The following is a 24,589-nucleotide window of genomic DNA, read 5'->3' as shown; positions in this document are numbered from 1 at the left end:
AGCTACCCGGCAATCCTAACTTTAGACTTCAGACAAATCTAAAATCTCAAACCTAAAATTCTTAAACAGCCACAGTCTTCTTAGCAGAAGAGCTCAATTCGCCCTTAGCATACTTAGCTGCAAAATCGTCCAAAGACACTTGCTTAATCTTTGTACCGTGACCAGCGCAACCGAAAGAATTATAACGATCGCTACAAACCTTCTGCATATACTTGATCGACGGCTTCAAGAAGTGGCGGGGGTCAAACTCATCGGGCTTGGCAAACAAAGCTTCGCGCACCGCAGCGGTAATCGCCAAACGGTTGTCAGTATCGATATTGATCTTGCGAACGCCGCACTTGATGCCCTTTTGGATTTCTTCCACAGGTACGCCGTAGGTTTCGCGGATTTTGCCGCCGTTGCTGTTGATGATTTCCAGCAATTCTTGGGGCACAGAAGAAGAACCGTGCATTACCAAGTGAGTATTCGGCAAGCGGCGGTGAATTTCTTCAATGCGGCTGATTGCCAAAATTTCGCCAGTCGGCTTGCGAGTGAACTTGTAAGCGCCGTGAGAAGTGCCGATCGCGACTGCTAGAGCATCAACGCCGGTTTGCTCAACGAAATCCACAGCTTGTTCAGGATCTGTCAGCAACTGATCGTGAGAAAGCGCACCTTCAAAGCCGTGGCCATCTTCTGCTTCGCCCATCCCTGTTTCCAGAGAACCCAAACAACCCAGTTCGCCTTCAACGCTAACGCCGATCGAATGAGCAACATTCACCACATCGCGAGTAACTTGAACGTTGTACTCGTAGCTGGCGGGAGTCTTAGCATCCGCTTCCAGAGAACCGTCCATCATCACGCTGGTGAAACCTTGGCGCATGGCAGAATAGCAAGTGCCGGGGGCATTGCCGTGGTCTTGGTGCATGGAAATGGGAATGTGAGGATAGGTTTCAACTGCTGCCAAAATCAAGTGGCGCAGGAAATTTTCGCCAGCGTAGGAGCGAGCGCCGCGAGAAGCTTGCAGAATCACAGGGCTGTTGGTTTCGTCAGCAGCGCGCATGATCGCTTGGATTTGCTCCATGTTGTTGACGTTGTAAGCCGGTAGGCCGTAACCATTTTCAGCCGCGTGGTCGAGCAGCAATCGCATAGGTACAAGCGCCATAGATATTCCTCCTAATTATTTGTGATTTTTGGGCAGTGAATTTTGAACAAGCTCAATTCTTACGATAATATTAAGACAATTTGCCACCGATCGCGCACTATCTTTCTAGATTTACTTAAAAGTTCAAAAAACAAAATTTTGAGTTCCGAGCATTAAACTCAAAACTCAAAATTTTTAACTCACCAATTTTTTATGGGTCGCCCGGGATTTGAACCCGAGACCAATCGGTTAAAAGCCGAATGCTCTACCGCTGAGCTAGCGACCCGAGAAAACATTGTTACCGCACACAATTTCTAATAGTAGCACCCCTCATTTGAAATAGCAAGTGTTTTTTAAATAAAATTTGCCGTCATGCGAACCAGCATCTCGCAAGTCGCTCCCGGCTGCAAATAAATCAAGTGTTCGCCAGTGTTGAGCGCATTTCGAGGAGCAGTCCAAGGTTCCAAACAGTAAAAATCCTTGCCCTTCACCATCCAGAAAACCAACTTCCCATAGCTGGAGTTGTAACTGAGGGTGAGCCGCAAGCCACTCGCCGCGTCAGTGACAGTAGCAGCAAGACCAGTGAGTTCGTCAAAGGAAACATCAATTTCATCCAACGTCGGGTCAAAAACTCCAGTGAAGTAACCCTTTTCATGGGTGTTCTGATCTCTGTACTGCATCCCTGGAATATCAAAGCGCAGCTTAGATTTGTCCGTCGCCAAAAAGTAGGGGTGCAAACCACTAGAAAACGGCATGGGTTCAGCAGACAGATTGGTATATCGCTGAAAAATTTCCAAAGAATTGCCTTTAATCTGATAAGTGAAGGCTAGTTGGAAATCAAAGGGATAAACAGCCAGCGTCTTGTCGCTGCTGTCGAGAATCAGCGTAATAGCAGCGCAACCCTCCGTAACTTGTTCGCCTATTGTCCAAGGCAAGTCTCGAGCAAAGCCGTGCTGTTTGAGCTGACGCTCGACTCCCTTGTGCGTGTAAGTATTGTCGGGGAGATTGCTGCAGATGGGAAACAGGATGGGAATCCCGCCACGTACAGTTAGATCGGGATTGGCGAACCGTTCCGCGTCCAAATAGAAGATTTCTTTGCCTTCAACCAGCCAGCTAGTGGCAATACCGCCCCGTTCCGGCACAACTTCTAGAGTAGAGTTAGCGGCTTCGTCGGAGAGGATATAGGTTTTGTACTGCTTTTGCTTGAGCGCGATCGCAAACACATTTGTCATCGGTAGTAGGTCATTGATCATTGGTTGTCAGTAAATCAGTCGTTAATAAATGGTCGCTAGTATCTTGATGTTCACCCATTACCGCCCTTATCCTCCCCCTGCCTCCTCGTTGTTCCGACCCCCACCGGCTAACCAATTCTCCCAGCTATAGGAGGCAGGGCGATCCGGTGATTGGAGCGTTTGCTGCTGTTAGCTGGAACGGTCGCGGATGCCGGCTGCTTTTTGAGTGCGACTTCAAAAGATACAGCCCGAGTGGGGGGAAGATAGCTTTGGGGACTCGGCACTGCTCCTTGACTAGGAGATGGGGGCGAAATAAACGGTTCTTTGATAAATGGCTCTTTTGTAAACGGCTCTGGTTCCCCGCTGGGATTTTGAGGTTGAGTGGGGTAGATGCGCGGCGGCAAATTTTGATTCAGAGGCGGATTTGACTCAATTGCAGGCCCTGTCCCGTTCGGGAAAAATGAGGAGTTGTCCGGCTGTTGGGGCGCAGCCGGCAAAGCCGGCAAAATCAAAGTAGGTTTGGGTTGTGCGGGCCCTTGCTGAGTGCTTTCACCAGAGGTTCCCCCGGAACCTCGCCCGGGCTGGTATGTACCGCTCTTTGCTGCTCCTGGCAATGGAGAATTTGGAGTTTTTGATGCCGCTCCTGGCTGGACTAGGGCATCGAGAACTACAGAAGATTGCATCGGTCGATCGAAAATACTAGAAATTTGCTCGACGCGTTTGAGGATGCGATCGGCTGCGGCTCCCTTCACCACATTGGGCTGAAACTTTTTCACCTCCACAGGCAGAAACTCTACCTTCATATTCCTGTCTTTGAGCGATACTTTCAGGACTGCGGTATCGTAATCCCTGCGAGCATTGCCGCCGAATATAAAATTACCCAGCGAGTAAACTATCGGACGGCCCTTGTAAATTTCTGCACCTTGCAATACCTGGGGATGGTGTCCCACTACCAAATCAGCTCCTTGGTCGATCGTGAACCGAGCCAAATCAATCTGCCAGTCCCCCGGATAATCTGCCAATTCGACTCCCCAGTGGTAATTCACAATAATCCAGTCTACCTGACCCCTAAGAGCTTTAATATCCTCAGCCACGCGATTGTTACGGCGGGGGTTAGTGCCCGCTTTCCCTTGGTCAGCGACGTTAAGCTCGGCATCGTAATAACCGAGGTAGGCAATCCGCTGACCCTTAACTTCAATAATATCTGGACGCCTCGCTTCTTTAATATCTCTGCCGGCTCCCAGGTGTTGAATCCCACTATTATCTAGAGTATTCATCGTCTCCACCAGCCCCGGTTCCTCGTAATCCATAGCGCGGCTATTTGCCAGATTGACAATATCCACTCCTCCGGCTGTTAATACTTTCACCGATTCTGGATCGGCTTTAAAATTTAATTGTTTTTTGCCAGACCCCAATGTAGAGCGAGTCAGCGAGTTTTCTAGGTTAACCATCGCCACATCTGCTTGCCGATACTCGTCCATATTGGCGAAAGCCCATTGGTGATCGTTGGCAGCAGATGCTCCGAGCGCATCCGATAGATTCACATTTCCTCCGAACATCAGCGTTACTGTTGGGTCGTAAGGATTAGCAACTTGCTTTTGCTGTACTACTGGTACCACTTCTAAGGCCGCTTGCACCGTATCTGCACGTTTTGGAGGCGGCCCCGACATTAGCGCAGTTTGCTGGTAGCCGGATACTGGAGATACTAACTGCAGGGTCAGAGCTTCGTGGTAGCTAACCCAACACCCTAAAATAAAAGAGGCAAGTGCCGATCCCACTAGCAGCAGAGAACGATACGTTTTAAATTTAACCCAATCGACGACTGGTAGGGAACGGTAACGCCGACGCTGGCGGTTTGCCGGAGTGACAATTCGCACTGACTGTTTCCAGAGAATGTCTGCATCCCCAGCCAAGCGCGCGTGAATTCGCACTCCTTCTACTGCTGGCGAGTTGAGTCTCCAAAGTTGGTGGCAAATAAATTTGACTAAGCCTTCGCGGAGATTGCTCCCGAGTAATGTAGTATCTGGCGCAAATTCGCGCTGGAATTCTACGAGGATTTGGACGCAGCCGGCCTGAGCCTGTTCGACGCGGGCATAAATCCCTTCGGGTCGCAGCAAGCTGTCAATCCAGTAATTGAGGGCTTGAAAGTTGCCCGATCGCGCTAGCTCCAAGATAGACGGCTGCGACCAATTTTCTGCGTACACCATCAATTAGCCTCCTTAATACGCACGAGCAATGACTCCAATTTGTTTTGAACGGAACCGCAATTCTTTTAGCTTAACCGCCACAGGTTCCGCTGCCCGTTTTGAAGCTAGTTGTTGGCCGCCACCATTTTCTACATTTAGGGGCTGCCTGCTGTCAGTGATTTTTATCACACTCAGGTCGGTAGATTTGAGATTTGAGATTTGAGATTTGAGATTGAGTTCACAGAGGGTAATCGGGGCCAGAACCAACGTCGAAACAAGAGGTTTCTGGGGGAATTGAGGCACAAGAGAGGGAGATTTATGAGGCAGAGTCTGTTTTTATTGTCGCTGTTTGAGTGTCGCTTTAGAGCTTTCGGTTTGAGATTTGAGATTTGAGATTGAGCCAAGAGGCCTTAGCGGACAATAAAACAAACGTCGAAACAATAGATTTCTGGGGGACTTGAGGCACAAGAGAGGGAGATTTATGAGGCAGAGTCTGTTTTTATTGTGGCTGTTAATCGCGTGCCTTTGTCAAGTCCTAATGCTTCGATCTATGCTGGCAAATGCCTCTCACGAGGGATGCCACTGGCTGCACAACCTGTAATTGGATAAATGGCGTACTAGATAGATTTGGTGGTAAAATCAAATTTGGTAACTCCCATCGGTACCAAAGTTGCGGAAAACGTGAAACTGGCCAGTCCATACGGCTGTGCCTTCCGATGTAAAACCCAAAGTACGTTACGGTAAACAGGCCATATTTTAAGCAAGTTACACTGCGCAGGAGAACTGACAAATGCTACAGCGCAAAATCTATCAACTCTGTTGTGATGGTCGTGAGGTTTCTATTTTTCTTCGAGATCAGCAACGTTGGATAGAGCGCGCTCGTATCCTAGATATTGAAGGGGATCTAGTCACGCTGCGCTACGAAACCGACGAAGAAGACGAAATCAGCTCTTGGGAAGAAATGGTGCGTCTCGAAAGTATTGGAGCTGTGTCCCAGAAGTTGGCTTCGGTGTCCCGAACTAACTGCGAACCCCTAGTTTCTGACGATTGTCCCGAAGCCGAACAAATTCGCAATCACTACCCGGACTCGAATTTGGAATAGTTTTGAGCTCGCGCTTGAGGCACAAGGAAAACTTGGGGGAAAAGAAAACGACTTTTCTCCCTTTTTTGTGGAGAAATTATGCAAAAAACCCGGTTTAGGCCAAACATATTCTGGGTTGTGACCACATAAGCTATTTTGCCTTTAAATTTAAGCTTGATGGGGGGATCTGCTGCCCACGGGACAACAGCGTAAATACACAGTAGTTTAAAAATTCAATGCGCGACACCCTAGCCCTGCTGAAACAGGGTTTTTTGTCTGGGTGCGTCCAGGGCTGTTCTTTTGTTTTCTAGGCCTGCAGGCTGGTTTGTAGGTATCCGAGAGCTTATTCGCCGTCTGTTTCGCGATCTAGGAAAAGTTCCGACTCCGGTATCGCTTTAAATACGGGACAGTAACCGTCGGGGGTAACTTTAAAGCCAAACAAAGCACTGGACTGGTTCCAACAGCGCTGGCTGCGGTAGTGCTGACAATTGCCGCAGCATTCGAGGTTTGCCTGAACGGCGCTGCCTTGAAAAAGCAGTTCCCGCTGGGAGATGCCGCGCAGTACCAGCTCTTCGCCTTGCCAGCGCGCTTCTACCAAACCGGTATCGGCAAAATTGGCCCACCGAGGATCGGCTGTAATCGGACTCGGTAAGCTAATTGCTACCTCTGTCCCCAATTCGCTGAGTTCTCCCTCATAGTTAGTTTCTGGGATAGCGGGCTGCAAAAACATTTCCCCGATCGGCAATTCGACAAGTGTTCCGGCCGCCGGAGTGTGCAACTGGTAGCGGTTTCGCAGCTCGTCCAAGTTAGCCAAGTCAGCCAAATATGCAGGGGAACCGTGGAGTAAAATTACGTGCTGGGGACGCAAATTGTGGATGAGTTGGGTCGTCCCGGGCCCGTCGCAGTGTTCGGCTAGCAGATAAGTTTCGACACTTGTGACTCCAGATTCGGGCCTGTTGCCCAGCCAGTCGCTGACGGGATATCCTGGTTTTTGAGGGGCGAGCAAAATCCAAGGATGTGTGCCATCGGCAACATACAAAGCCAAATCAGCTAACTTGTCTGTAATTACAATACAGGGCGTGGCTCCCAATCCGGGGCGTTGTTCGGCAGACAGCCGGCGGACGCGGGGTTTCACCCTTTCGTCCCAAAACAAAGGTTGGTGCAGAGCAAAATTTTGGACGGCGGTGGGAAATTGGGGTAACAGTTCCAGATAAGCGTCGCACCCGTCGGCGACAGTGCCGTCCACCCAAATATCCAAGTCGCGGCCAGTAAAGTAGTGGTGACTGCGGAGCAGCATCAGCATTTCTTGGCCCAAACCAAGGGCCGGCGCGGGCAGCAGTACCGAGTACCCGTCGGCGATGGCGCGGTGGATGCGATCGGCTAACTGATTTTCTAGTTGTCGGCGGTGAGGGTGGCGCGCCGTGCCGTAACTGCCTTCCAAAATTAACACATCCGGCTTCATGCCCCTGAGTTCTCCCAGGGGCAAACCTTCCACCAAACGAGAATTGGACAGGAAAAAGTCGCCGGTGTAAACCACTGTGTAGGTGCGGTGCGGGGCGGCATAAGTCAGCAGCACAGTCGCCGCTCCGGGCAAATGACCCGACGGGAACAACTGCACGCTCAGTCCAGGGCGCACTTCGAGCGGCGACTGCCAGGGCAGTCCCTGACAGAACCGGGACTCTGGCTGCTGAGCCAGTTGTGGCCAGTTGAGCGGTAACAGTCGCGCTGTCACTTCGCTGGCGTAAATTGGCAAGTGGGGGAAAGATTGATGGAGTGCTAGCAAACCTCTGGCATGATCAGAGTGGGCGTGGGTACACACCACAAAATCGGCTGGCAGCGATCGATTTAGTGTCGCTGACAGCGGTGCAATATCGTCTATACCGCAGTCGAGTAAAATGCGGTGCGGCCCCATTCGGACTAGCAGACAGACCCCTTCCTGTGCGTGGCCTGCGCCGTAAGGTAAACAATCGAGATCCATCACTGCGGTTAGCTCCCTGCTTTGCACGCAACTTGCAGTATCGCCACATTTAAACATTGGTTGCGACTGCATTCATTCGATCGAGTTCAGTCTCGGACGCTGAAACCGGGTTTGATGAACGAAAACACTTTGTTGCCGCCCCCGCTCCCGGTTAAAAAATCCGGTTTATCAAAGTTCTGGTGCGTAAGCCCTAGAGCTAAATGTTTGCTCGAAGGCTCCGGCTCTCGTGCAAGGAAAGTAATTGCACTTAAGATTTGATGCAGCGCCCAGAAAGCGATTTTCCGAAGGCATGGGCCGGACGGGCATTCGGCCTTGGACAAAGTTCAGGCTACTGGTTCTTGCATCAAAAGTTACATTTTATTGCACCATGTAAGAGCAGCGAGCTCGATCTCATATTCTGAGTTTTAAACCTTTTTCCACAATTTGCGCCTGCTAAAAGGTAATCTTTTTTATGAGAAGATTTTAATTCAGATGACCAAACATCTTGATAAAACTTTACAATTCTTCATTTTCAGGGTTTTGAGGGTCGTGTATAGTCCAATCTGAAAAACGAAGAACCAGCATCGTGCTAGCTAACAGCTTTTGTCAGGGCAGAGAGAGACTTTATGAGCTTGCTCGGTTTCTTTGTAAAAGTTTGATACATTCTTCTAAGCAAATCTTGTGGCGATCGAGGAGGGAGTGTAAATGGCTTTTTGACCGAAAGCATCCAGGATACAATCCCCCGGATTCATCCGTGCAGAAATAAAAAACCTGTATCCGATAAAGTCGCCCCCGAATTTATCGGTGGGGTCAATACTTCAATTCTAAAATCTAAAATCTAAAATCTAAAATCTAAAATCTAAAATCTAAAATCTAAAATCTAAAATCGATTGACTGCCCCATAATACGTTTGTTTACTCCGCTCATTGACTAGGGGGCAAAAGGATGCGTTTTTTTTGTTTAACCCCAAACATAGCCACATAAATTCCCAAACAATAGATGATATTTATCCTGTAAAAATACTACTAACTTGCCAGAAGTAATCTCAGCTCGATGAGTCTCCAACCAGCCTGTAATCTCCTGTTTTTTATCATTTCTGGGTCTAATTTAGGGTTGAGTTTGGGAGTGTTTTTCACCTAATCCGTGCGCGGTTTAATCGCGAAAGTTTGAAGGGCGAGAGTGTTTAATTGTTTGGTATGTTTTCTAGAATAGTATCAGAGCGCAATTAAATCTGAAATGAGGAGCGATCGCACAAACCCGGTTTGAGCAAAAAATCTGGTTTTTAGATTTAGTATTAATGGGGAGACTGGGGAGCGCGCCGACCGCCAATAACACCTGCAATTGACACCTGCCTGGAGGTGCGAAGGTTTTTGATAAAAAATATTATGATGTAGCAAAAAAACTTGACATCAGCGGGTAATCGAAAGTAAAAATAAATAATAGCCATAACAAAAAGAGGCTTTATGTTTGATTCGCGATAGGCGATCGGCAAGTATGGCATTGAGAAGTTGCTATCCCCTAAAACAATTTCTGCTAAAATACATCCGGTAATATACGGAGTATCTAGGATTTTTTCGCAATCTAAAATCTAAAATCTAAAATCTAAAATGGCAACAGCTATTCTTGAGCTGGAAATCTCCAAACTCCCGCCAGAAATTACGGTTGAGGAGCGTTACAGCAAAGCCTTGATTTTAATTCGACTGCACGGAAAACCGATCGGCCAAGCTCTTTTTTACGTAGTCGGAGGCCGCATTGGCGGTGACGAATTACGGAAAACACTGAGGAATTGTGCTGGTGACAACTTGTGGAAAAACTTGCTCTACGACACTCTAGAATGGGATGAGCGGGGGTCGGTGGAGGCATTGCCGATCGCCACAGTAGCGGTTTGCACGCGCGATCGACCGGAAGATTTGCGGCGCTGTCTAGACGCGCTGATGCAGCTCCCAGATGATGGTCAGGAATACTTAGTAATTGACAATTGTCCCAGCACGGACGCTACCAAGGAACTGGTCAAAAATTATCCACAAGTCCGCTATGTGCGCGAAGACTTAGCAGGCTCCAGCGCTGCCCGTAACCGAGCTTTATGCGAAGCTAAACATGAATTCGTAGCGTTTACAGATGACGATGCTGCCCCCGATCCGAACTGGCTGCGATCGCTCTTGTGGAATTTTAGCGATCCGCGAGTGATGTGCGTCACAGGGCTGGTGATGCCCTTGGAACTGGAAACCGAAGCGCAAGAATGGTTTGAGTGCTACAGCCCCCACGGGCGGGGATTTGAGCGCCGAGTTGTTGATGGGGCGCACTGCAATCCTCTGATTGTGCATCTTGTGGGAGTTTCGGCGAGTATGGCTTTGCGGAAAAGTTCGATCGACTACATTGGCCTGTTTGACGAAGCTTTGGGGGCGGGAACACCCACGGTGGGCGGCGAAGACTGTGAACTTTTTGCCCGCATTTTGCGCGCGGGCTACTGCATTGTCTACGAGCCGAGAGCATTGAGCTGGCACCGCCATCGGCGCACTTGGGAAGAATTGCGAAAAACGCTCCAAGGCTACGGCATCGGAGTCTATGCTTTCTGGACGCGGATGTTTGTAATGAACAGAGAATTCAGTGTGCCTTTATTAGCCTGGGGATGGCTGCGGTATAAGCAAATTCCTGAATTAATTGCTTCTTGGCGAAAGCAACCGGGCTGTATTCCTAGCGATTTACTTTTGGCTCAACTGCGGGGGTGCATTAGCGGGCCGATGGCTTATTTTTCTTCTCGCAAGCGGTTGCGGGAAGTTAAAGGGGAAGTCAATCGATTTTAGATTTTAGATTTTAGATTTTAGATTTACTCCACAGATGAATCTGGAAAATCAAACTAAGGTCTAAGCTTTTTGGATTAGTCATTAGTCATTAGTCATTAGTCAGGAGGAACAGAGAGGTTCGGCAACGGATGGTGTAATAAATTCAAGGGATTTAACAGATGGATATTGAGGGGAGAAGGAAGAAGTAAGAGTGTTTGAAATTTTAATCACCACTTATAAGTTACCAAATACCAAATACCAAGGGTGGATCTCAGTTTTATACACGGAGGCCGGGCGCGTGCTGATTTGGGCAATGGCGAAAATGTGGGTCAGGCGGGTGAGATCGCTCATAAAGTGGGTTGTATAGGAGTGATTATTAGCTCAACTGGCCCCTACAAGACCCTACAAGATATTATGGTTTTTTGTGCCGTTATACTTAGCATTGGGCTTGATGTCAAAAAAGAGTATTTTATGGGCTCGGTCTCTATTCTCACAACGGGTTTGGGATTGCTATACAACTACCTAATTGAGAAAGTTGGAATTGCGAGAGTGCTTAATGGTTTGGTATATTGCCCTTGAATAGTACCCGATCGCAATTAAAGCGGAAATGAGGAGCGATCGCACAAACCGGGTTTTGTCAAAAAATCTGGTTTTTAGAGGTGGCATTAATAATGGCGAGGCTTGGTGGCGGTCTGCTGCCAATAACACCTTCAATTGACACAAGCCTCGACGAGGGATCGTTGCCGGTGGTAAAAGTTGTGTTGGGAAAAAACTTGACATCAGCGGGTAATTGAAAGTAAAAATAAATAAAAGCAATAAAAACAATGAGGCTTTATCTTTGATTCGCGATCAGCAATCGGCAAGTATGGCATTGAGAAGTTGCTATCCCCTAAAACAATTTCTGCTAAAATACCTCCGGTAATATAGGGAGTATCTAGGATTTTTTCCCAATCTAAAATCTAAAATCTAAAATGGCAACAGCTATTCTTGACCTGGAAATATCCAAACTCCCGCCAGAAATTACGGTTGAGGAGCGTTACAGTAAAGCCTTGATTTTAATTCGACTGCACGGAAAACCGATCGGTCAAGCTCTTTTGCCCGTAGTCGGAGGCCGCTTTGGCGGTGACGAATTACGGGAAACACTGATGAATGCTGCTGGTGACAACTTGTGGAAAAACTGGCTCTACGACACTCTAGAATGGGATGAGCGGGGGCCGGTGGAGGCATTGCCACTGGCCACAGTAGTAGTTTGCACGCGCGATCGCCCGGAAGATTTGCGGCGCTGTCTAGACGCGCTGATGCTGCTGCCAGATGATGGTCAGGAATACCTGGTAATTGACAATTGTCCCGCCACCGAGGCCAGCAGTGAATTGGTCAAAAATTACCCGAAAATCCGCTATGTCCGCGAAGATTTAGCGGGCGAGAGTGCTGCCCGCAACCGAGCTTTACGCGAAGCTAAACACGAATTCGTAGCGTTTACAGATGACGATGCTGCCCCCGATCCGAACTGGCTGCGATCGCTCTTGTGGAATTTTAGTGATCCGCGAGTGATGTGCGTCACGGGGCTGGTGATGCCCTTGGAACTGGAAACCGAAGCGCAAGAGTGGTTTGAGCGCTACAGCCCCCACGGGCGCGGCTACGAGCGCCGAGTGGTTGACGGGGCGTACTGCAATCCGCTGATTATAGCTCCAGTGGGGGTTTCGGCGAGTATGGCTTTGCGAAAAAGTTTGATCGACTACATTGGCCTGTTTGACGAAGCTTTGGGCGTGGGCACGCCCGCTAAGTGCGGTTCAGACAGCGAACTGTTTTCCCGCATTTTGCGATCGGGCTACCGCATCGTCTACGAACCGCGGGCTTTGAGTTGGCACCGCCACCGACGCACCTGGGAAGAACTACGCAACTTGCTGCGATGCTACGGAATCGGAGTCTATGCTTTCTGGACGCGGATGTTTGTAATCAACAAAGAATTTAGTGTGCCTCTATTAGCTTGGGGATGGCTGTATTACAAGCAAATTCCTGAATTATTTGCTTCTTTGCGAAACCAACCGGGCTGTATTCCTAGTGATTTACTTTTGGCTCAACTGCGGGGGTGCATTAGCGGGCCGATGGCTTATTTTTCTTCTCGCAAGCGGTTGCAGGAAGTTAAAGGGGAAGTTAATCGATTTTAGATTTTAGATTTTAGATTTTAGATTTACTCACATGATGAATCTGGGAAATGAAACTAAGTTCTAAGCTTTTGGGATTAGTCATTAGTCATTAGTCATTAGTCAGGAGGAACAGGGAAGTCCGGCAACGGATGGTGTAATGGATTTAAGGGATTTAACAGATGGATATTGAGGGTACAGGGAAGAAGTAAGAGTGTTTGAAATTTTAATCACCACTTATAAAAATCCCAATCCTAAATACCAAAAATTAATTTCCCAATTCCAAATAACAACTACTAATTACCAAATACCAATCTACTATGAATAGGGAAAATCCAACAATTAGCATAATTATTCCGAGCCACAATCGAAGTTCTTCGCTGCGGCGCGCTCTTGATGCTGTGCACTCGCAGACTTATCCGATCGACCTGCTCGAAGTTATTGTAGTGGCAGATAGCTGCATTGATGATACTTTGGCAATACTACAAGACTACAAAGCTCAGTTTAAACTGCAGGTGATCGAGGTAAATTGCCGGAGCGCTGCCATCGCCCGCAATACAGGAGCGGCTTCGGCTACCGGGCAATTGCTGCTGTTTCTCGACGACGACATCGAAGCGCTGCCGCCTTTGGTGGAAAGCCACGCGCGGGTTCACCGAGAGCGTCCGGGATCGGCTGTCATGGGCCCCTATCCGCCTAAGTTGCACGGAGGAACTAGGTTTTTTGACGTGGAAGTGCGCTCGTGGTGGGAAGAGAAGTTTTATCAGATGAGCCAACCTGGTCACCGATTTACTTATCAAGATTTGCTCAGCGGCAACCTTTCTTTGGATGCAGAACTGTTTGCTCGTATCGAAGGCTTTGATTCGGCTTTTGGGAACTGCGGCGGGGAAGATTACGAGTTTGGGCTGCGTTTGCTGAAAGCTGATGTACCTTTTGCTTTAGCGGAGGATGCTGTGGGCTATCATTACGAACACGAAACTAACAATCTCGATCGCTCTTTCCGCCGATCTCGTCAGGAAGGGCGATCGGATGTTTTGATCGGCCGCCGACACCCGGAACTCAGACCGACGCTGCACATAAAAGACTACGAAACTCCTTATTTTTTGGTAGACAAGATTGTGGTGGCGCTCACGTTTTTCTGGCCGGCGGTTATGGATTGGCTGGCTGTGGGAGGCAGGAAATCTCTGGATTTGCTCGAAAGCTTGGGGATGCGGGAAACTTGGCGGTGGTTGCGGGCAAAATTGCGCGGTTATTGGTATTTGCGGGGTGTGATTGATGAGCTAAAAAGTCGCTCTGCTATTTCTAGTTTTATGCAAGGGGGCCCGGCCCGTTCTGATTTGGGCGGACATGAAATTAACATTGATTTGCAGCAAGGTTGGGAAGCGGCAGAAAGTCTGCTGGACGCGGAACGACCGGCTGGGGTTTACCTGTATTACGACCAACTGGCAATCGGCCATATTTTTCCGCAAGCGGGGGCGGAACCGCTGCGGGGCGCTCATTTGCGATCGATTCTGGCGCTTCACTTTGCTCAACCACTGGCTGGGGCGATCGCGGTTAACGGTATGCCCCGCAGTGCTGAAACGCTTGAAGAAAAGCCTTTAGTTGCTTTTGAAACTTACGAGTTAGCCATTAATAGCTAAGTAAATAGGTGCAAATAAAGATTACAGGATGCGGGCAGGTGAGTGCCTTCATCTTCTCGCTTATATCTCGTTATGCTTAGCTAAACTAGCCCCTAGAAGATATTTTTTTTCGTGCATATCTACTGAATTCGGGGAAGTTAAACCAAAAACTCAAACCTCAAAAGTTGGGAAATTGGAAAATTGCCACCCCAAACTTAAAAGTCCCAAGTCAAAACTTTTCTATCTAGTGCCCGCTGCAAAATTTTCAGGAGCAAGTTATGGCAATAAAAGTTATGGAGATTGAGTTTGCCGAACAGATTAATCCGATTAGGCAACTCGAACAATACGAAGGAGTTCGGATTTTAGTTCGCTACCGGGGACGGCCTCTGGGCTGGGCTTATGTTAGTAACAATCCCTGGGAACAAACAATTTCCGCTGAGCGAGTGCGACAAACAATTCTGGATCAGTTAGGAAAAGAGTTGGTGCGATCGACTTTAGGAGAGCAGTTCGGCGCTGTTTCTGAAGCAGTGGCGGATCGCGACCTGCCGTCAATTAGCGTTGTCATCTGCACGCGCGATCGCACAGATTTGCTCAAAGGCGCTCTGGAAGCTCTGCTCGCCCTCGACTATCCGCACCGCGAAATTATCGTTATAGACAACGCTCCTGCAAGCAGCAGCACCGCTGAATTAGTCGCGCGATTGCCGGTACGCTACGTCAAGGAAGAACGGCCAGGATTGGACTGGGCGCGCAATCGCGGGATCGCGGAAGCGCGACATGAGATTATTGCTTTTACTGACGACGACGTGCGGCCCGATCGCGGTTGGTTGCGGGGTATTGCTTCGGCGTTTGCTGACCCAGAAATTATGGCCGTGAGCGGTTTAGTGGCGGCAGCCGAACTGGAAACCTTGCCGCAACAGCAATTTGAACTGATATACGGCGGAATGCTGCAACACCTCGACCGCCAGAAAACCGACGGTAGCAAGCTTTCTGTGCGGGAGTTGCTGTGGGCGAGCAAATACGGCGTGGGGGCGAATATGGCTTTCCGGCGGCAAGTTTTCGAGGCTGTGGGCAATTTTGACGTTGCTCTCGATGTGGGGACTGCAACTCGCGGTGGTGGGGATATTGAGATGTTTCATCGCATTTTGGCGAAGGGATACTCGACTTTTTATGAGCCGAGAGCTTTTGTGTGGCACTTGCACCGGCGCAGCGCCGAGGCTTTGAGCAAGCAGTTGCAGGATAACGGGCGCGGTTTTGGGGCTTATGTACTCACGTGCTATCGCAACCGCACTGTGCCGCGCTGGGAAATTTGGAAATTTGCTATGTTTCAGTGGCTTGGTTGGTGGCTGGTGCGCCGCTTGGGGGATCCGGGTTGGCTGCCGCGCAAGTTGGTAGTCAGCGAGTTGCTGGGAGCTCTCGACAGTCCTTTTGCTTACAGAAAAGCGCAGTTGCAGGCGCAGCATTTAGCTGAGATTGAGCCGGAAGAGCAGCTACAGTCCGAACCGCAGGAAGTCGCCGGAGGTGTGCGATGAAAAGTGTTCCCAGGCTGATTAACAGGCGCAAAATCGCTCATTTCTTCGATTTGCTGCGGGTATTGGTCGATCGCGATATGAAATTACTTTACAAGCGATCGGCTTTGGGGATTGCTTGGACTTTAATCAATCCGCTGTTGCAGTTAGCTGTATTTTCCTTTGTATTTCGCTCTGTTGTACCGATAAACATTCCGCAATTTTCTTCCTTTGCTTTCAGCGGTTTGTTAATCTGGAGTTGGTCTCAAACCGCATTATTTCAAGCAACGGGATTAATTACCAACAATAAAGCGCTAATCAGACAGCCGAATTTCCCCACGGCAATTTTGCCGGTAGTCACGACTATGACGGGGCTAATTCACTTTCTGTTAGCTTTGCCTGTGTTAATTATCTTTCTGGCAATTGATGGCGTTCAGCCGAGTGCTGTGCTGTTTGTGTTGCCGCTGCTGATGGTTATTCAGTTTATTTTGACAGTCAGTTTGGCTTATCCCCTCGCCGCTTTGAATGTCACTTTTCGCGATACTCAGCACACTTTGGGCGTAGTTTTGCAGATGCTGTTTTACCTGACTCCGATTTTCTACGACCTCAACAGTGTCCCGAAACAATTTCAGGCTTTTTATCAGTTGAATCCTATGGTGCCACTGCTGGGAGCTTACCGCGCCATACTGCTCAAAGGTACGCAGCCGGATTGGCTGGCGCTGTTAATTGTTAGCTTGGTTGTGGCTGCTCTTTTGCCGATCGGACTGGGAATTTTTAGACGGCAAAGCAATACTTTTGTGGAGGAATTGTAAATGCGTCAAGCTATTGTTGTCAAGGGTTTGGGGAAACGTTTCAACCGCTACTCTGCCGATCGACCTTATACGATTATGGCGGCCGCTTTGGCGGGTTTTCGGCAGATGAAACCGCAGGCGCGTTTTTGGGCCCTGCGGGATATCAATTTTACTGTTTCTCCCGGGGAAATGCTGGGAATTCTCGGCAAGAATGGCGCGGGAAAATCGACGCTGCTGCAACTTGTTGGCGGTATCGGCCACGCTCAAGAAGGAACTATTGAAGTTAATGGCAGAATTGGTGGTTTGTTGGATTTGGGTGCGGGTTTTCACTCGGATTTAACGGGCAGAGAAAATGTGTTTGTGGGTGCGGTGGTAGCCGGTTTGACTCGCCGGGAAGCGGCACGTCGGTTTGATGATATTGTTGAATTTGCGGAATTGCAACAGTTTATTGATAGTCCGATGCGGACTTACAGTACCGGGATGCAAATGCGGCTGGCTTTTTCGGTGGCGGTGCACACCGATCCAGAAGTGCTGTTAGTTGATGAACATTTGTCGGTTGGTGATGTGGCTTTTCAAAATAAATGTTTGAACAGAATCACCGAGTTTAAGAATCAAGGATGTGCGATTGTTTTGATTTCTCACAACGCGGCGCAAATTCATAAACTGTGCGATCGGGCTTTGTGGCTGAAATCAGGTGAAATCGTGGCTTACGGGGAACCAGAAGTGGTAGTCGGTCAGTATTTGTCAGAAATGCGCCCAGCCACCGAAAAACGCACTCCCATGCGTCCTCCTGAAATGACGACTACGGGTTCGCAACTGCGAATCAATGACAATCGCTTCGGTTCTTTGGAAGTAGAAATTACGGATGTTAAAGTGTTGCCGGATGATGAGATCAACAGTGGTGATCCTATTACTGTGGAAATTCATTATTCTGTACCGAAGCCAATTTCGGCTGCTATTTTTGGCGTGACAATTAGCCGGGAAGACGGTCAAAGTTGTTTTGATACTAATACTAATCAAATGGGCAGATTGCTGCCGCTGGCCGAAGGTAAAGGCAAAATTCGCCTGCACGTAGACAGGCTGGATTTAGGCAACGGTCAGTATTACGTGAATGCTGGGGTTTACGAGAAGAGTTTGGCTTACGCCTACGATTATCATTGGCACCTTTATCCGCTGTACGTGCGATCGACTGTAAGCCAAAAAACGATTCTTTGTCCGCCATACCGCTGGGAATTTGATGGCAAAATGCAGGTTGCGGATTTACCAGAACCAATCGAAAAAGTTCACGCCTTGAATAAGGATAATCCCGCCTATGCCAAGATTTCGACTCAGTTGAAAAATAAGCAGGAACCAGACTTTTTAATTATTGGCGCTCAAAAGTGCGGCACTGAACCTCTATCCGGCTATCTCGCCAATCACTTGCAAATTATCAAAGATGGTTCCCGCAACATTCACTTTTTTGATTTGAATTTTGAGCGGGGCGTTGATTGGTACAGCAAGCAGTTGACGCGCAGTGTGGCGGATGAGAAGGTGTTGCTGTGGGAAATGACTCCTTACTATATTTATCATCCGTTGGTGGCCGAGCGGGTTTACAAGTGTTTCCCGGATGTTAAGCTAATTGTAATGCTGCGAAACCCGGTAAAACGAGCTTGGCTGCACTATCATCTAGAAGTCGCGATCGGCTGCGAAAAGCTGGATTTTGAAAAGGCGATCGCTTCCGAGCCCGATCGCCTAAAAGGTGAAATTGAAAAGATCAAAGCCGATAAAGATTATTACAGTTTCAACCACCAACATTATTCTTATTTGTCGCGAGGAATTTATGTTGAACAAATCAGGAATTGGCTCGATTATTTTCCGAGGGAACAGTTGCTAATTCTCAAAAGCGAAGATTTTGAGGCAAATACCGATAAAGTTTTTTCGGAAGTGTTAGATTTCTTGGATATTAGTGCCATCGCCAGTAAAGAAGATGAGATTAATATGAGGGAGGATTACACCCAAATACCAGCAGCAATCGAACAACAATTGACAGATTATTTCAAACCTTACAATCAGGAACTTTCTGATTTGTTAAAACAGGATTTTACTTGGAGTTAGAATTGGCAGGTTGGGTTCAGAGAAGGAAACCCAACCCCTCAAAATATACCGTTAATTATAATTGCAAAATGTTATGAAACGCATATTTCTCCTGGGCTCGCCTCGCAGTGGCACAACAATTCTTCAAAGCTTATTAGCTGCTCATCCTGAAGTTATTTCTTTTCCGGAATCTAAGTTTTTTCACTATTTGCTATACGATCAGTTTGCGGGAAAGTTGCCACGTAGAATGGAAGCTTTTTTTAAGGATGAGATTAAACGTCCTGAACTTTTGAAAGATTTTGATGACAGCCAAACTGTGGAAGCTAAAGCTAGTTGGTTTGTGAAAGTTTTGGATGGTTTGGCGGCTGAACAAAAAAAAAGCATTTGGTTGGAAAAAACGCCGGAGCACATATATTTTATTGATGACATAGAGCGCTTTTTGCCGAATGCAAAATTCATACATATTTTGCGAAACGGTATGGATACAATAGCTTCTATGTATGATGCTACTAGGAATTTTAACGAATTGTGGGGCGCTGGTTGGGATTTAAACCACTGTATCTATCGCTGGGAACACGCGATGTTAACTAGCCACAAATATATTAATAAATATAATCATATATTAGTTAAATATGAGGATCTTTTAGATAACAAAACACAAATTTTAGAAAAAATTTGTCATTTTATGGGCATTGAATATGACGATACAATGCTCGTTAATTATCAAGAAAAAGCAGCCAAGCTAAGTTTAAATCTACCTTGGCATAAAGGAATTGAGAGAGATGTCAAAAGTAGTAACGTTCACAAATATCATAAAATTTTCACGCGAAATGAAATTAGATATGTTTTAGAGAAAATTCAGCGAGTCCAGGGTGAAATGGCGTGGAAAGTTACGGTGGAAGTGAGCGAACCAATTTCGGATATTTACGCTTTGCAAATATGCGATCGCCTGTGCTGTACGATCGAACTAGAAGGAATTCAACTAGGTATTATTGAATTGCCGATTTGCGATGGCATGGTTGCGGCTTCGGTTTTGGCGGATGCGGTTGCAGCCCAGTATGCTTGGCAAATTCTCGATCGCTTCTTTCAACGCAATCGCTGCGAAAAAGGCAATAAATTGTGGGAAACTTTGCTGGAACCATTGCACCCTAAACATGACTGGACGCTATTTATGCAAGAATTATGGGGGCGTCCGTATTGGCATTTGGAGGATTTCTACAATCCTGAAATAGCTGAGAAAGTCCCAACAATTACCATCGAAAAAGATTTGATTGCTGTAGAAGTTAGCGAGGAATTTGCTAATATAAAGGTTGATTTTTCTGAAATAAATGTGCTGGTGAAAGTAGGCGGCGTGGCTGTCGGTATTGTCACTGTTGCGGTGGAAAATAATTTTGTTTCGGCTCAAAAATTGCGATCGACAATTAATCGAAATATGGGTTTTGAGTTGTGCGTCGCCGCCGTGCGAGAAGCTTTGGTTGGAAAACCACTCAACGGCAAGCAGTGGCTAAGATCGCGCTTAGCCTCTTGTGTTCAACAAAGGTCTAATTTGCCCGACTCGTTCAATGCACCGGGTGCTGGGGGCATTTATCCCCAAAATGCGGTGATATTCGGCAGGCGATCGGGTGCGATCGGGACGAGTGTCAGCCGCCGCGCCTCACTCCCGGCGGCGGCGCTGCAGGAAATCGAGTCAGCCGCGGCAATCGCGGGGGAACCGACAATGCAAATTCCCCAAGAAAACGAGTTTCCAAAGCAAGTATTTTACGCACCGGAAATTATTGGCTCAAAATCTTCTTATCGGGAAGTTTCTCACTCGGTGAAACCTCAAGTTTTGGACAATCATAGCGTTACACAAAAACTCCCGATTCTCTCGTACCGCCGCATTTCTCCTGACGGTTTAGACGCAGTTACTCCCCAGATTTTTGAACAACAGTTACACAAGCTCAAAAATCTGGGTTATCACAGTGTGAGTTGGGAAAACTGGCGAAGCGCAAAACAGGCTAAAACTCCTTTACCCGGTAAAGCTGTATTGATGACATTTGACGGCGGCTATCTCGACTTTATCCAATATGCTTGGCCTGTGCTAAAACGCTTTGATTTTACAGGAACTGTTTTTATTGTAGCGGAGTCAATAGGCAAGACAAATAGTTGGGAAAAAGCCGAATTTAAAGAAGTGCCGTTAATGGGATGGCCGGAAATTTTGCAATTGCGGGATGCAGGGATTGAATTCGGTTCTATGTCTGCTACTCATCAACCTTTGACTGCATTGTCGCCGACAGAAATTGTGCGGGAGGCGGTCAAATCCCGTGCTATCTTGGAACAGGGATTAGAGAAATCTGTTAAATGCTTTGCTTATCCTTACGGGGATTTCGATCCCATTGTAGCGCATTTAATTGGAGCTAGTGGATATACTTTTGGTGTATCATATCAATTAAATTTTAGCAGTTTTGACGATTCTTTATTGTCGCTGCCGCGCATTCAAGTAACTACCGAAAATGCCTTAAAATTAGCTTAAGTTAGCTTAGTAAGGTGCGTCAATCAGCGAGATTTTTCCTCAATCAACAATCTCTCAACGGACGCACCTTACCAGTTAAATTTATTAATCAATTCCTTGATTTTTCGCTGCAAATAACCGCCCAACCCTCGGGAAATTTTCTCAAACTTATAATAAAATAAAATCTCCATAACATCTTCTGTGTTCATATACTTTAAATAAGAAATTATTTTATCGGTCAGTTCATCATTAACATCATCGATATACTTTCTCACTGCCAATCTTTCCGAAATATTCCATTTCCGCTCAAACTTGCGGTGCATTTCCATCTCATAATCCCGAAAATCTGAGATTTTTCCCTCCAAATACCTTTGAATATATTTCCCGGCGATTTGGGCACCATCCATCCCGTGTCTAATTCCTTCGCCACCCAAAAAATTTACTGTCGAAACACTATCGCCGATCGCAATTATATTATCCTTGCAATAAATATCATTCAAACCGCGACTGTACTTCAGCATTGAACCGTGTTTGTCAAGAATTTTATAATTTTTAGAATTCAGATATTCATCAATCAGTAAATCAATATATTTTTTCAGCGGTGGCAAATGCCTCAGCTTTTTCTGCTCTAAAAAAATTCGGGCAGCACCAACTTTCAGCCTGTTTTGTTCCATTGGAAATATCCAACAATAACCTTTAGGCATCCATTTATCACCCACAAATAAGATTAAATCGCTGCTGTATTTATTGTAAATTTCTGGCTCTAATTCAATTAAATATTCGATTCCGGTTCCCGACAAAAAATCGGGCTTATCATTCTCTTTTTCGTACATAATCGCCCTAGCAAAGCCAGTAGCATCAACCAATACTTTAGTCCTAACTTTGATAAGTTGACCGTCGGATAACTGTTTAAATTCGACTGTTGTTTCGCCGTTGCTTTGTGAATGTCCGGTGTAGCGATAACCCAGCCAAACTTCACCGCCAAATCGCTCAACTTCGCTGGCCAAAAATGCTCTAAATTTAGCAAAGTTGAGAACAACTCCCAAGCTTTCGGGAGACTCCCAAGTTTGACTGACTTTGCTGGTTTCAATAGTAAGTTTGTGCCAAAAGCTGCCGATAACGGATTCAGGTAAATCGAATTTAGAGATGGTTTCTAGAGGCGTCGCGGCGCTAGAAAAGTCATTTTTATTAAAATTGTCGTTTTGCTCTGCCAGCAAGACTTGGTGACCAGATTTAGCTAGTATTCTCGCGCAGTGTCCGCCTGCGGGACCTGCTCCTACTATTACTATGTCAAAACTTTTTACAGTCATCTTGCTTTTAACTCACTTCTAATGTCAAAACAGCCGCACACATATCAACTACTAATCGCCGAGTGTTCAGCCACTGGCGCTAGATTAAAATTTAAGGTACGATTTGGTTTCACGTTAGTCATTGTTTTTTCTGCCTTATCCTCAAGTCTTACTTCAATCCTGCTGCTCGGAACTCTAATGGTAAGGTGCGCTAGGCGCACCCTACAATTCTAGCTATTTACACGCTAACAGGAGACTGTTTGCGGCTGAATGTTGCTAAGATACGATCGCACATTTGCGACGGATTTAATCCCAAACTGGCAAATGATTGTTCAGGCGTTGCATGATCTACCAATGTATCGGGTACACCCAACCGCATCACTGGAACAACAACATTATTGTCCAACAAAGCTTCGGCTACTGCTGAACCAAAGCCTCCCATCAAACAGCCTTCTTCCATTGTGACAACTTTGCCGATTCGCTGTGCCAAAGGCAGGATTAATTCGGTGTCCAAAGGCTTGACAAAACGCGCATTGATCACAGTTGCTTCAATCCCGTGCTCGCTCAGCATCTCGGCGGTTTGCATTGCCGGATAAACCATTGAACCGTAACCCAATATCAGCAAATCGTCGCCGTTGCGGAGAATTTCGGCTTTGCCGATCGGCAATTCTTCCCAACCTTCCTCCATCAAAGGCACGCCGTAACCGTTGCCGCGCGGGTAACGCATGGCGATCGGGCCGCTGGTGTGGTTGATTCCTGTGACGACCATCCGCTGCAATTCTGCCTCATCTTTTGGTGCCATAATTGTCATATTTGGCAGACACCGCAAGAAAGAAATGTCGTACATTCCTTGGTGGGTGGGGCCGTCAGCGCCGACTATTCCGGCGCGATCCAAACAGAAGAAAACGGGCAAATTTTGGATACAGACATCGTGAATTATTTGGTCATACCCCCGCTGCACAAATGTCGAGTAAATTGCTACAACCGGGCGCATTCCTTCGCAGGCTAAACCAGCGGATAAAGTCACGGCGTGCTGTTCGGCAATCCCGACATCAATGTACTGTTTCGGCAGTTTTTCATGAAGTTTATCCAGACCTGTTCCGGTTGCCATTGCAGCGGTAATGCCGACAATTTTGGGATTATCTTCTGCTAGCTTTACCAGGGCGTGGGCAAAGACTTTCGAGTAAGCTGGAGGCTTGGGTTTAGTGGAGGGAATGCCTTTGCCGGTAGCTAAGTTAAAGGGATTTTGGGCGTGATATCCTACTTGGTCTTTTTCGGCGATCGCATATCCTTTGCCCTTCACCGTCACAACGTGAACCAACACCGGCCCTTGGATAGTATGAGCTTGTTTGAAAGTGGTAATTAACTCTTCCAAATTGTGTCCATCTACCGGGCCCATGTAAGTAAAGCCCAATTCTTCAATTACTGCTCCAACTTTCGAGACTGCTAAGCGTTTCATCCCTTCTTTGAGGCGTTCCATTTCTGGAGTAAAAGTTTCGCCAACAAAGGGAATGTGTTTGAATTGTTCCTCTAAGTTATCTTTGAGAAACTGCACTGGTGGCGACAATCGCATCTTGTTCAAATAGCGGGTAATTGCGCCGACGTTGGGGGAGATTGACATCTCGTTGTCGTTGAGCACAACTAACAAATTGGTTTTCGGCATATGGCCCGCGTGGTTGATCGCTTCGAGTGCCATGCCGCCGGTCAATGCGCCGTCGCCGATGACTGCTACAGTTTTAAAGTTTTCCCCCTTGAGGTCGCGCGCCATCGCCATTCCTAACGCTGCGGAAATGCTTGTGGAAGCGTGGCCGGCGCCGAAGTGGTCAAATTTGCTCTCGCAGCGCTTGAGATAGCCTGCAACGCCGTCTTTTTGGCGCAGGGTGTGGAAGTGGTTGTAGCGACCGGTTATCAATTTGTGAGGATAAGCTTGGTGGCCGACATCCCAAGTAACTTTGTCGCGATCGAGGTCGAGTGTTTGGTAGAGTGCTAAGGTCAGTTCGACTACACCCAATCCTGGGCCGAGGTGGCCGCCGCTAGCGGCTACAGTTTCTAAATGCTTTTCTCGAATTTGTCGGGCAATTTGTTCGAGTTGATGAATCGAGAGGCCGTGTAATTGGTTTGGGTGAGTCAGTTCGCTGAGATGCATATTTTAAAATCTTGCTCCTGTGAATCAGGACGAATCCTTAACAGATATAGGTTGTGCCTGCGAGGTTGAGTACGCGCAAACGTTAGAATAGTTTAACGGTTATTTGAGAAAAACTGTTAGGCGTAAGATTTTTGTTATTTTTAGCCTGGTAATTATAGTTAATAAATTGTGCGCC

General features: G+C 47.3%; 15 protein-coding genes and 1 tRNA gene. 8 read left to right on the top strand and 8 right to left on the bottom strand.

All coding sequences use genetic code 11. The features are described 5' to 3' along the window. Window positions 1-61 precede the first annotated feature (61 nt). From fba to QUA53_RS02945, 5 genes are all read right to left on the bottom strand, one after another. Window positions 62-1,141 carry a class II fructose-bisphosphate aldolase gene (gene fba / locus QUA53_RS02965; protein ID WP_006633469.1) on the bottom strand — a complete coding sequence of 360 codons (1,080 nt, stop codon included), beginning with the start codon at window positions 1,139-1,141 and terminating at the stop codon, window positions 62-64. Between the two features lie 193 nt (window positions 1,142-1,334). Further along, window positions 1,335-1,406, bottom strand: a tRNA-Lys gene (locus QUA53_RS02960). Between the two features lie 67 nt (window positions 1,407-1,473). Continuing rightward, entirely contained in the window at window positions 1,474-2,343 is an 870-nt protein-coding gene (locus QUA53_RS02955) for an aldose epimerase family protein (RefSeq protein WP_445243511.1), read from the bottom strand. A 137-nt stretch (window positions 2,344-2,480) separates the two neighbouring features. Then, the gene (locus tag QUA53_RS02950; protein ID WP_333095184.1) at window positions 2,481-4,559 is read right to left on the bottom strand and encodes a CapA family protein; all 2,079 of its coding nucleotides are present in this window, start codon (window positions 4,557-4,559) and stop codon (window positions 2,481-2,483) included. Between the two features lie 12 nt (window positions 4,560-4,571). Next, window positions 4,572-4,727, bottom strand: coding sequence for a hypothetical protein (locus QUA53_RS02945; protein ID WP_158307982.1), 156 nt, complete (start codon window positions 4,725-4,727; stop codon window positions 4,572-4,574). Window positions 4,728-5,328: 601 nt separating this feature from the next. On the opposite strand from QUA53_RS02945, the gene QUA53_RS02940 reads away from it, so the two are divergent. Next, window positions 5,329-5,640: a DUF6679 family protein gene (locus tag QUA53_RS02940; protein WP_006633466.1), complete on the top strand. Its 312-nt coding sequence runs from the start codon at window positions 5,329-5,331 to the stop codon at window positions 5,638-5,640. A 322-nt stretch (window positions 5,641-5,962) separates the two neighbouring features. Here QUA53_RS02940 and QUA53_RS02935 read toward each other — a convergent pair whose 3' ends face one another. Then, a complete protein-coding gene (locus QUA53_RS02935) occupies window positions 5,963-7,597 on the bottom strand; it encodes an MBL fold metallo-hydrolase (RefSeq protein WP_333095210.1) in 1,635 nt (544 codons plus the stop codon). Window positions 7,598-9,183: 1,586 nt separating this feature from the next. Here QUA53_RS02935 and QUA53_RS02925 point away from each other — a divergent pair. From QUA53_RS02925 to QUA53_RS02895, 7 genes are all read left to right on the top strand, one after another. Then, entirely contained in the window at window positions 9,184-10,380 is a 1,197-nt protein-coding gene (locus QUA53_RS02925; RefSeq protein ID WP_333095186.1) for a glycosyltransferase, read from the top strand. A gap of 950 nt (window positions 10,381-11,330) precedes the next feature. Beyond that, window positions 11,331-12,527, top strand: a complete 1,197-nt coding sequence (locus tag QUA53_RS02920) for a glycosyltransferase (protein WP_333095188.1) — start codon at window positions 11,331-11,333, stop codon at window positions 12,525-12,527. Between the two features lie 296 nt (window positions 12,528-12,823). Continuing rightward, the gene (locus QUA53_RS02915) at window positions 12,824-14,140 is read left to right on the top strand and encodes a glycosyltransferase family 2 protein (RefSeq protein WP_333095189.1); all 1,317 of its coding nucleotides are present in this window, start codon (window positions 12,824-12,826) and stop codon (window positions 14,138-14,140) included. Between the two features lie 257 nt (window positions 14,141-14,397). Beyond that, the gene (locus tag QUA53_RS02910) at window positions 14,398-15,648 is read left to right on the top strand and encodes a glycosyltransferase (RefSeq protein ID WP_333095190.1); all 1,251 of its coding nucleotides are present in this window, start codon (window positions 14,398-14,400) and stop codon (window positions 15,646-15,648) included. Next, a complete protein-coding gene (locus QUA53_RS02905) occupies window positions 15,645-16,436 on the top strand; it encodes an ABC transporter permease (RefSeq protein WP_333095192.1) in 792 nt (263 codons plus the stop codon). The genes QUA53_RS02910 and QUA53_RS02905 overlap by 4 nt, the downstream gene beginning before the upstream one ends. Then, on the top strand, window positions 16,437-18,509 hold the full coding sequence (locus QUA53_RS02900; RefSeq protein WP_333095194.1) for a Wzt carbohydrate-binding domain-containing protein: 2,073 nt from the start codon (window positions 16,437-16,439) through the stop codon (window positions 18,507-18,509). It abuts the gene before it with no gap. Window positions 18,510-18,582: 73 nt separating this feature from the next. Beyond that, window positions 18,583-21,000, top strand: a complete 2,418-nt coding sequence (locus QUA53_RS02895) for a sulfotransferase (RefSeq protein WP_333095195.1) — start codon at window positions 18,583-18,585, stop codon at window positions 20,998-21,000. A gap of 68 nt (window positions 21,001-21,068) precedes the next feature. On the opposite strand, the gene QUA53_RS02890 is transcribed toward QUA53_RS02895, so the two are convergent. Together QUA53_RS02890 and dxs are read right to left on the bottom strand one after the other, a co-directional pair. Then, complete coding sequence (locus QUA53_RS02890; RefSeq protein WP_333095196.1) at window positions 21,069-22,289, bottom strand: NAD(P)/FAD-dependent oxidoreductase; 1,221 nt, start codon at window positions 22,287-22,289, stop codon at window positions 21,069-21,071. A 217-nt stretch (window positions 22,290-22,506) separates the two neighbouring features. Continuing rightward, window positions 22,507-24,414, bottom strand: coding sequence for a 1-deoxy-D-xylulose-5-phosphate synthase (gene dxs, locus QUA53_RS02885; RefSeq protein WP_333095197.1), 1,908 nt, complete (start codon window positions 24,412-24,414; stop codon window positions 22,507-22,509). Window positions 24,415-24,589 lie beyond the last annotated feature (175 nt).

Source organism: Microcoleus sp. Pol12B3 (genome assembly GCF_036701355.1).
GTDB lineage: Bacteria > Cyanobacteriota > Cyanobacteriia > Cyanobacteriales > Microcoleaceae > Microcoleus.
Note: the sequence above shows the minus strand (reverse complement) of the source record. Positions and strands in the feature narration are given on the sequence as shown.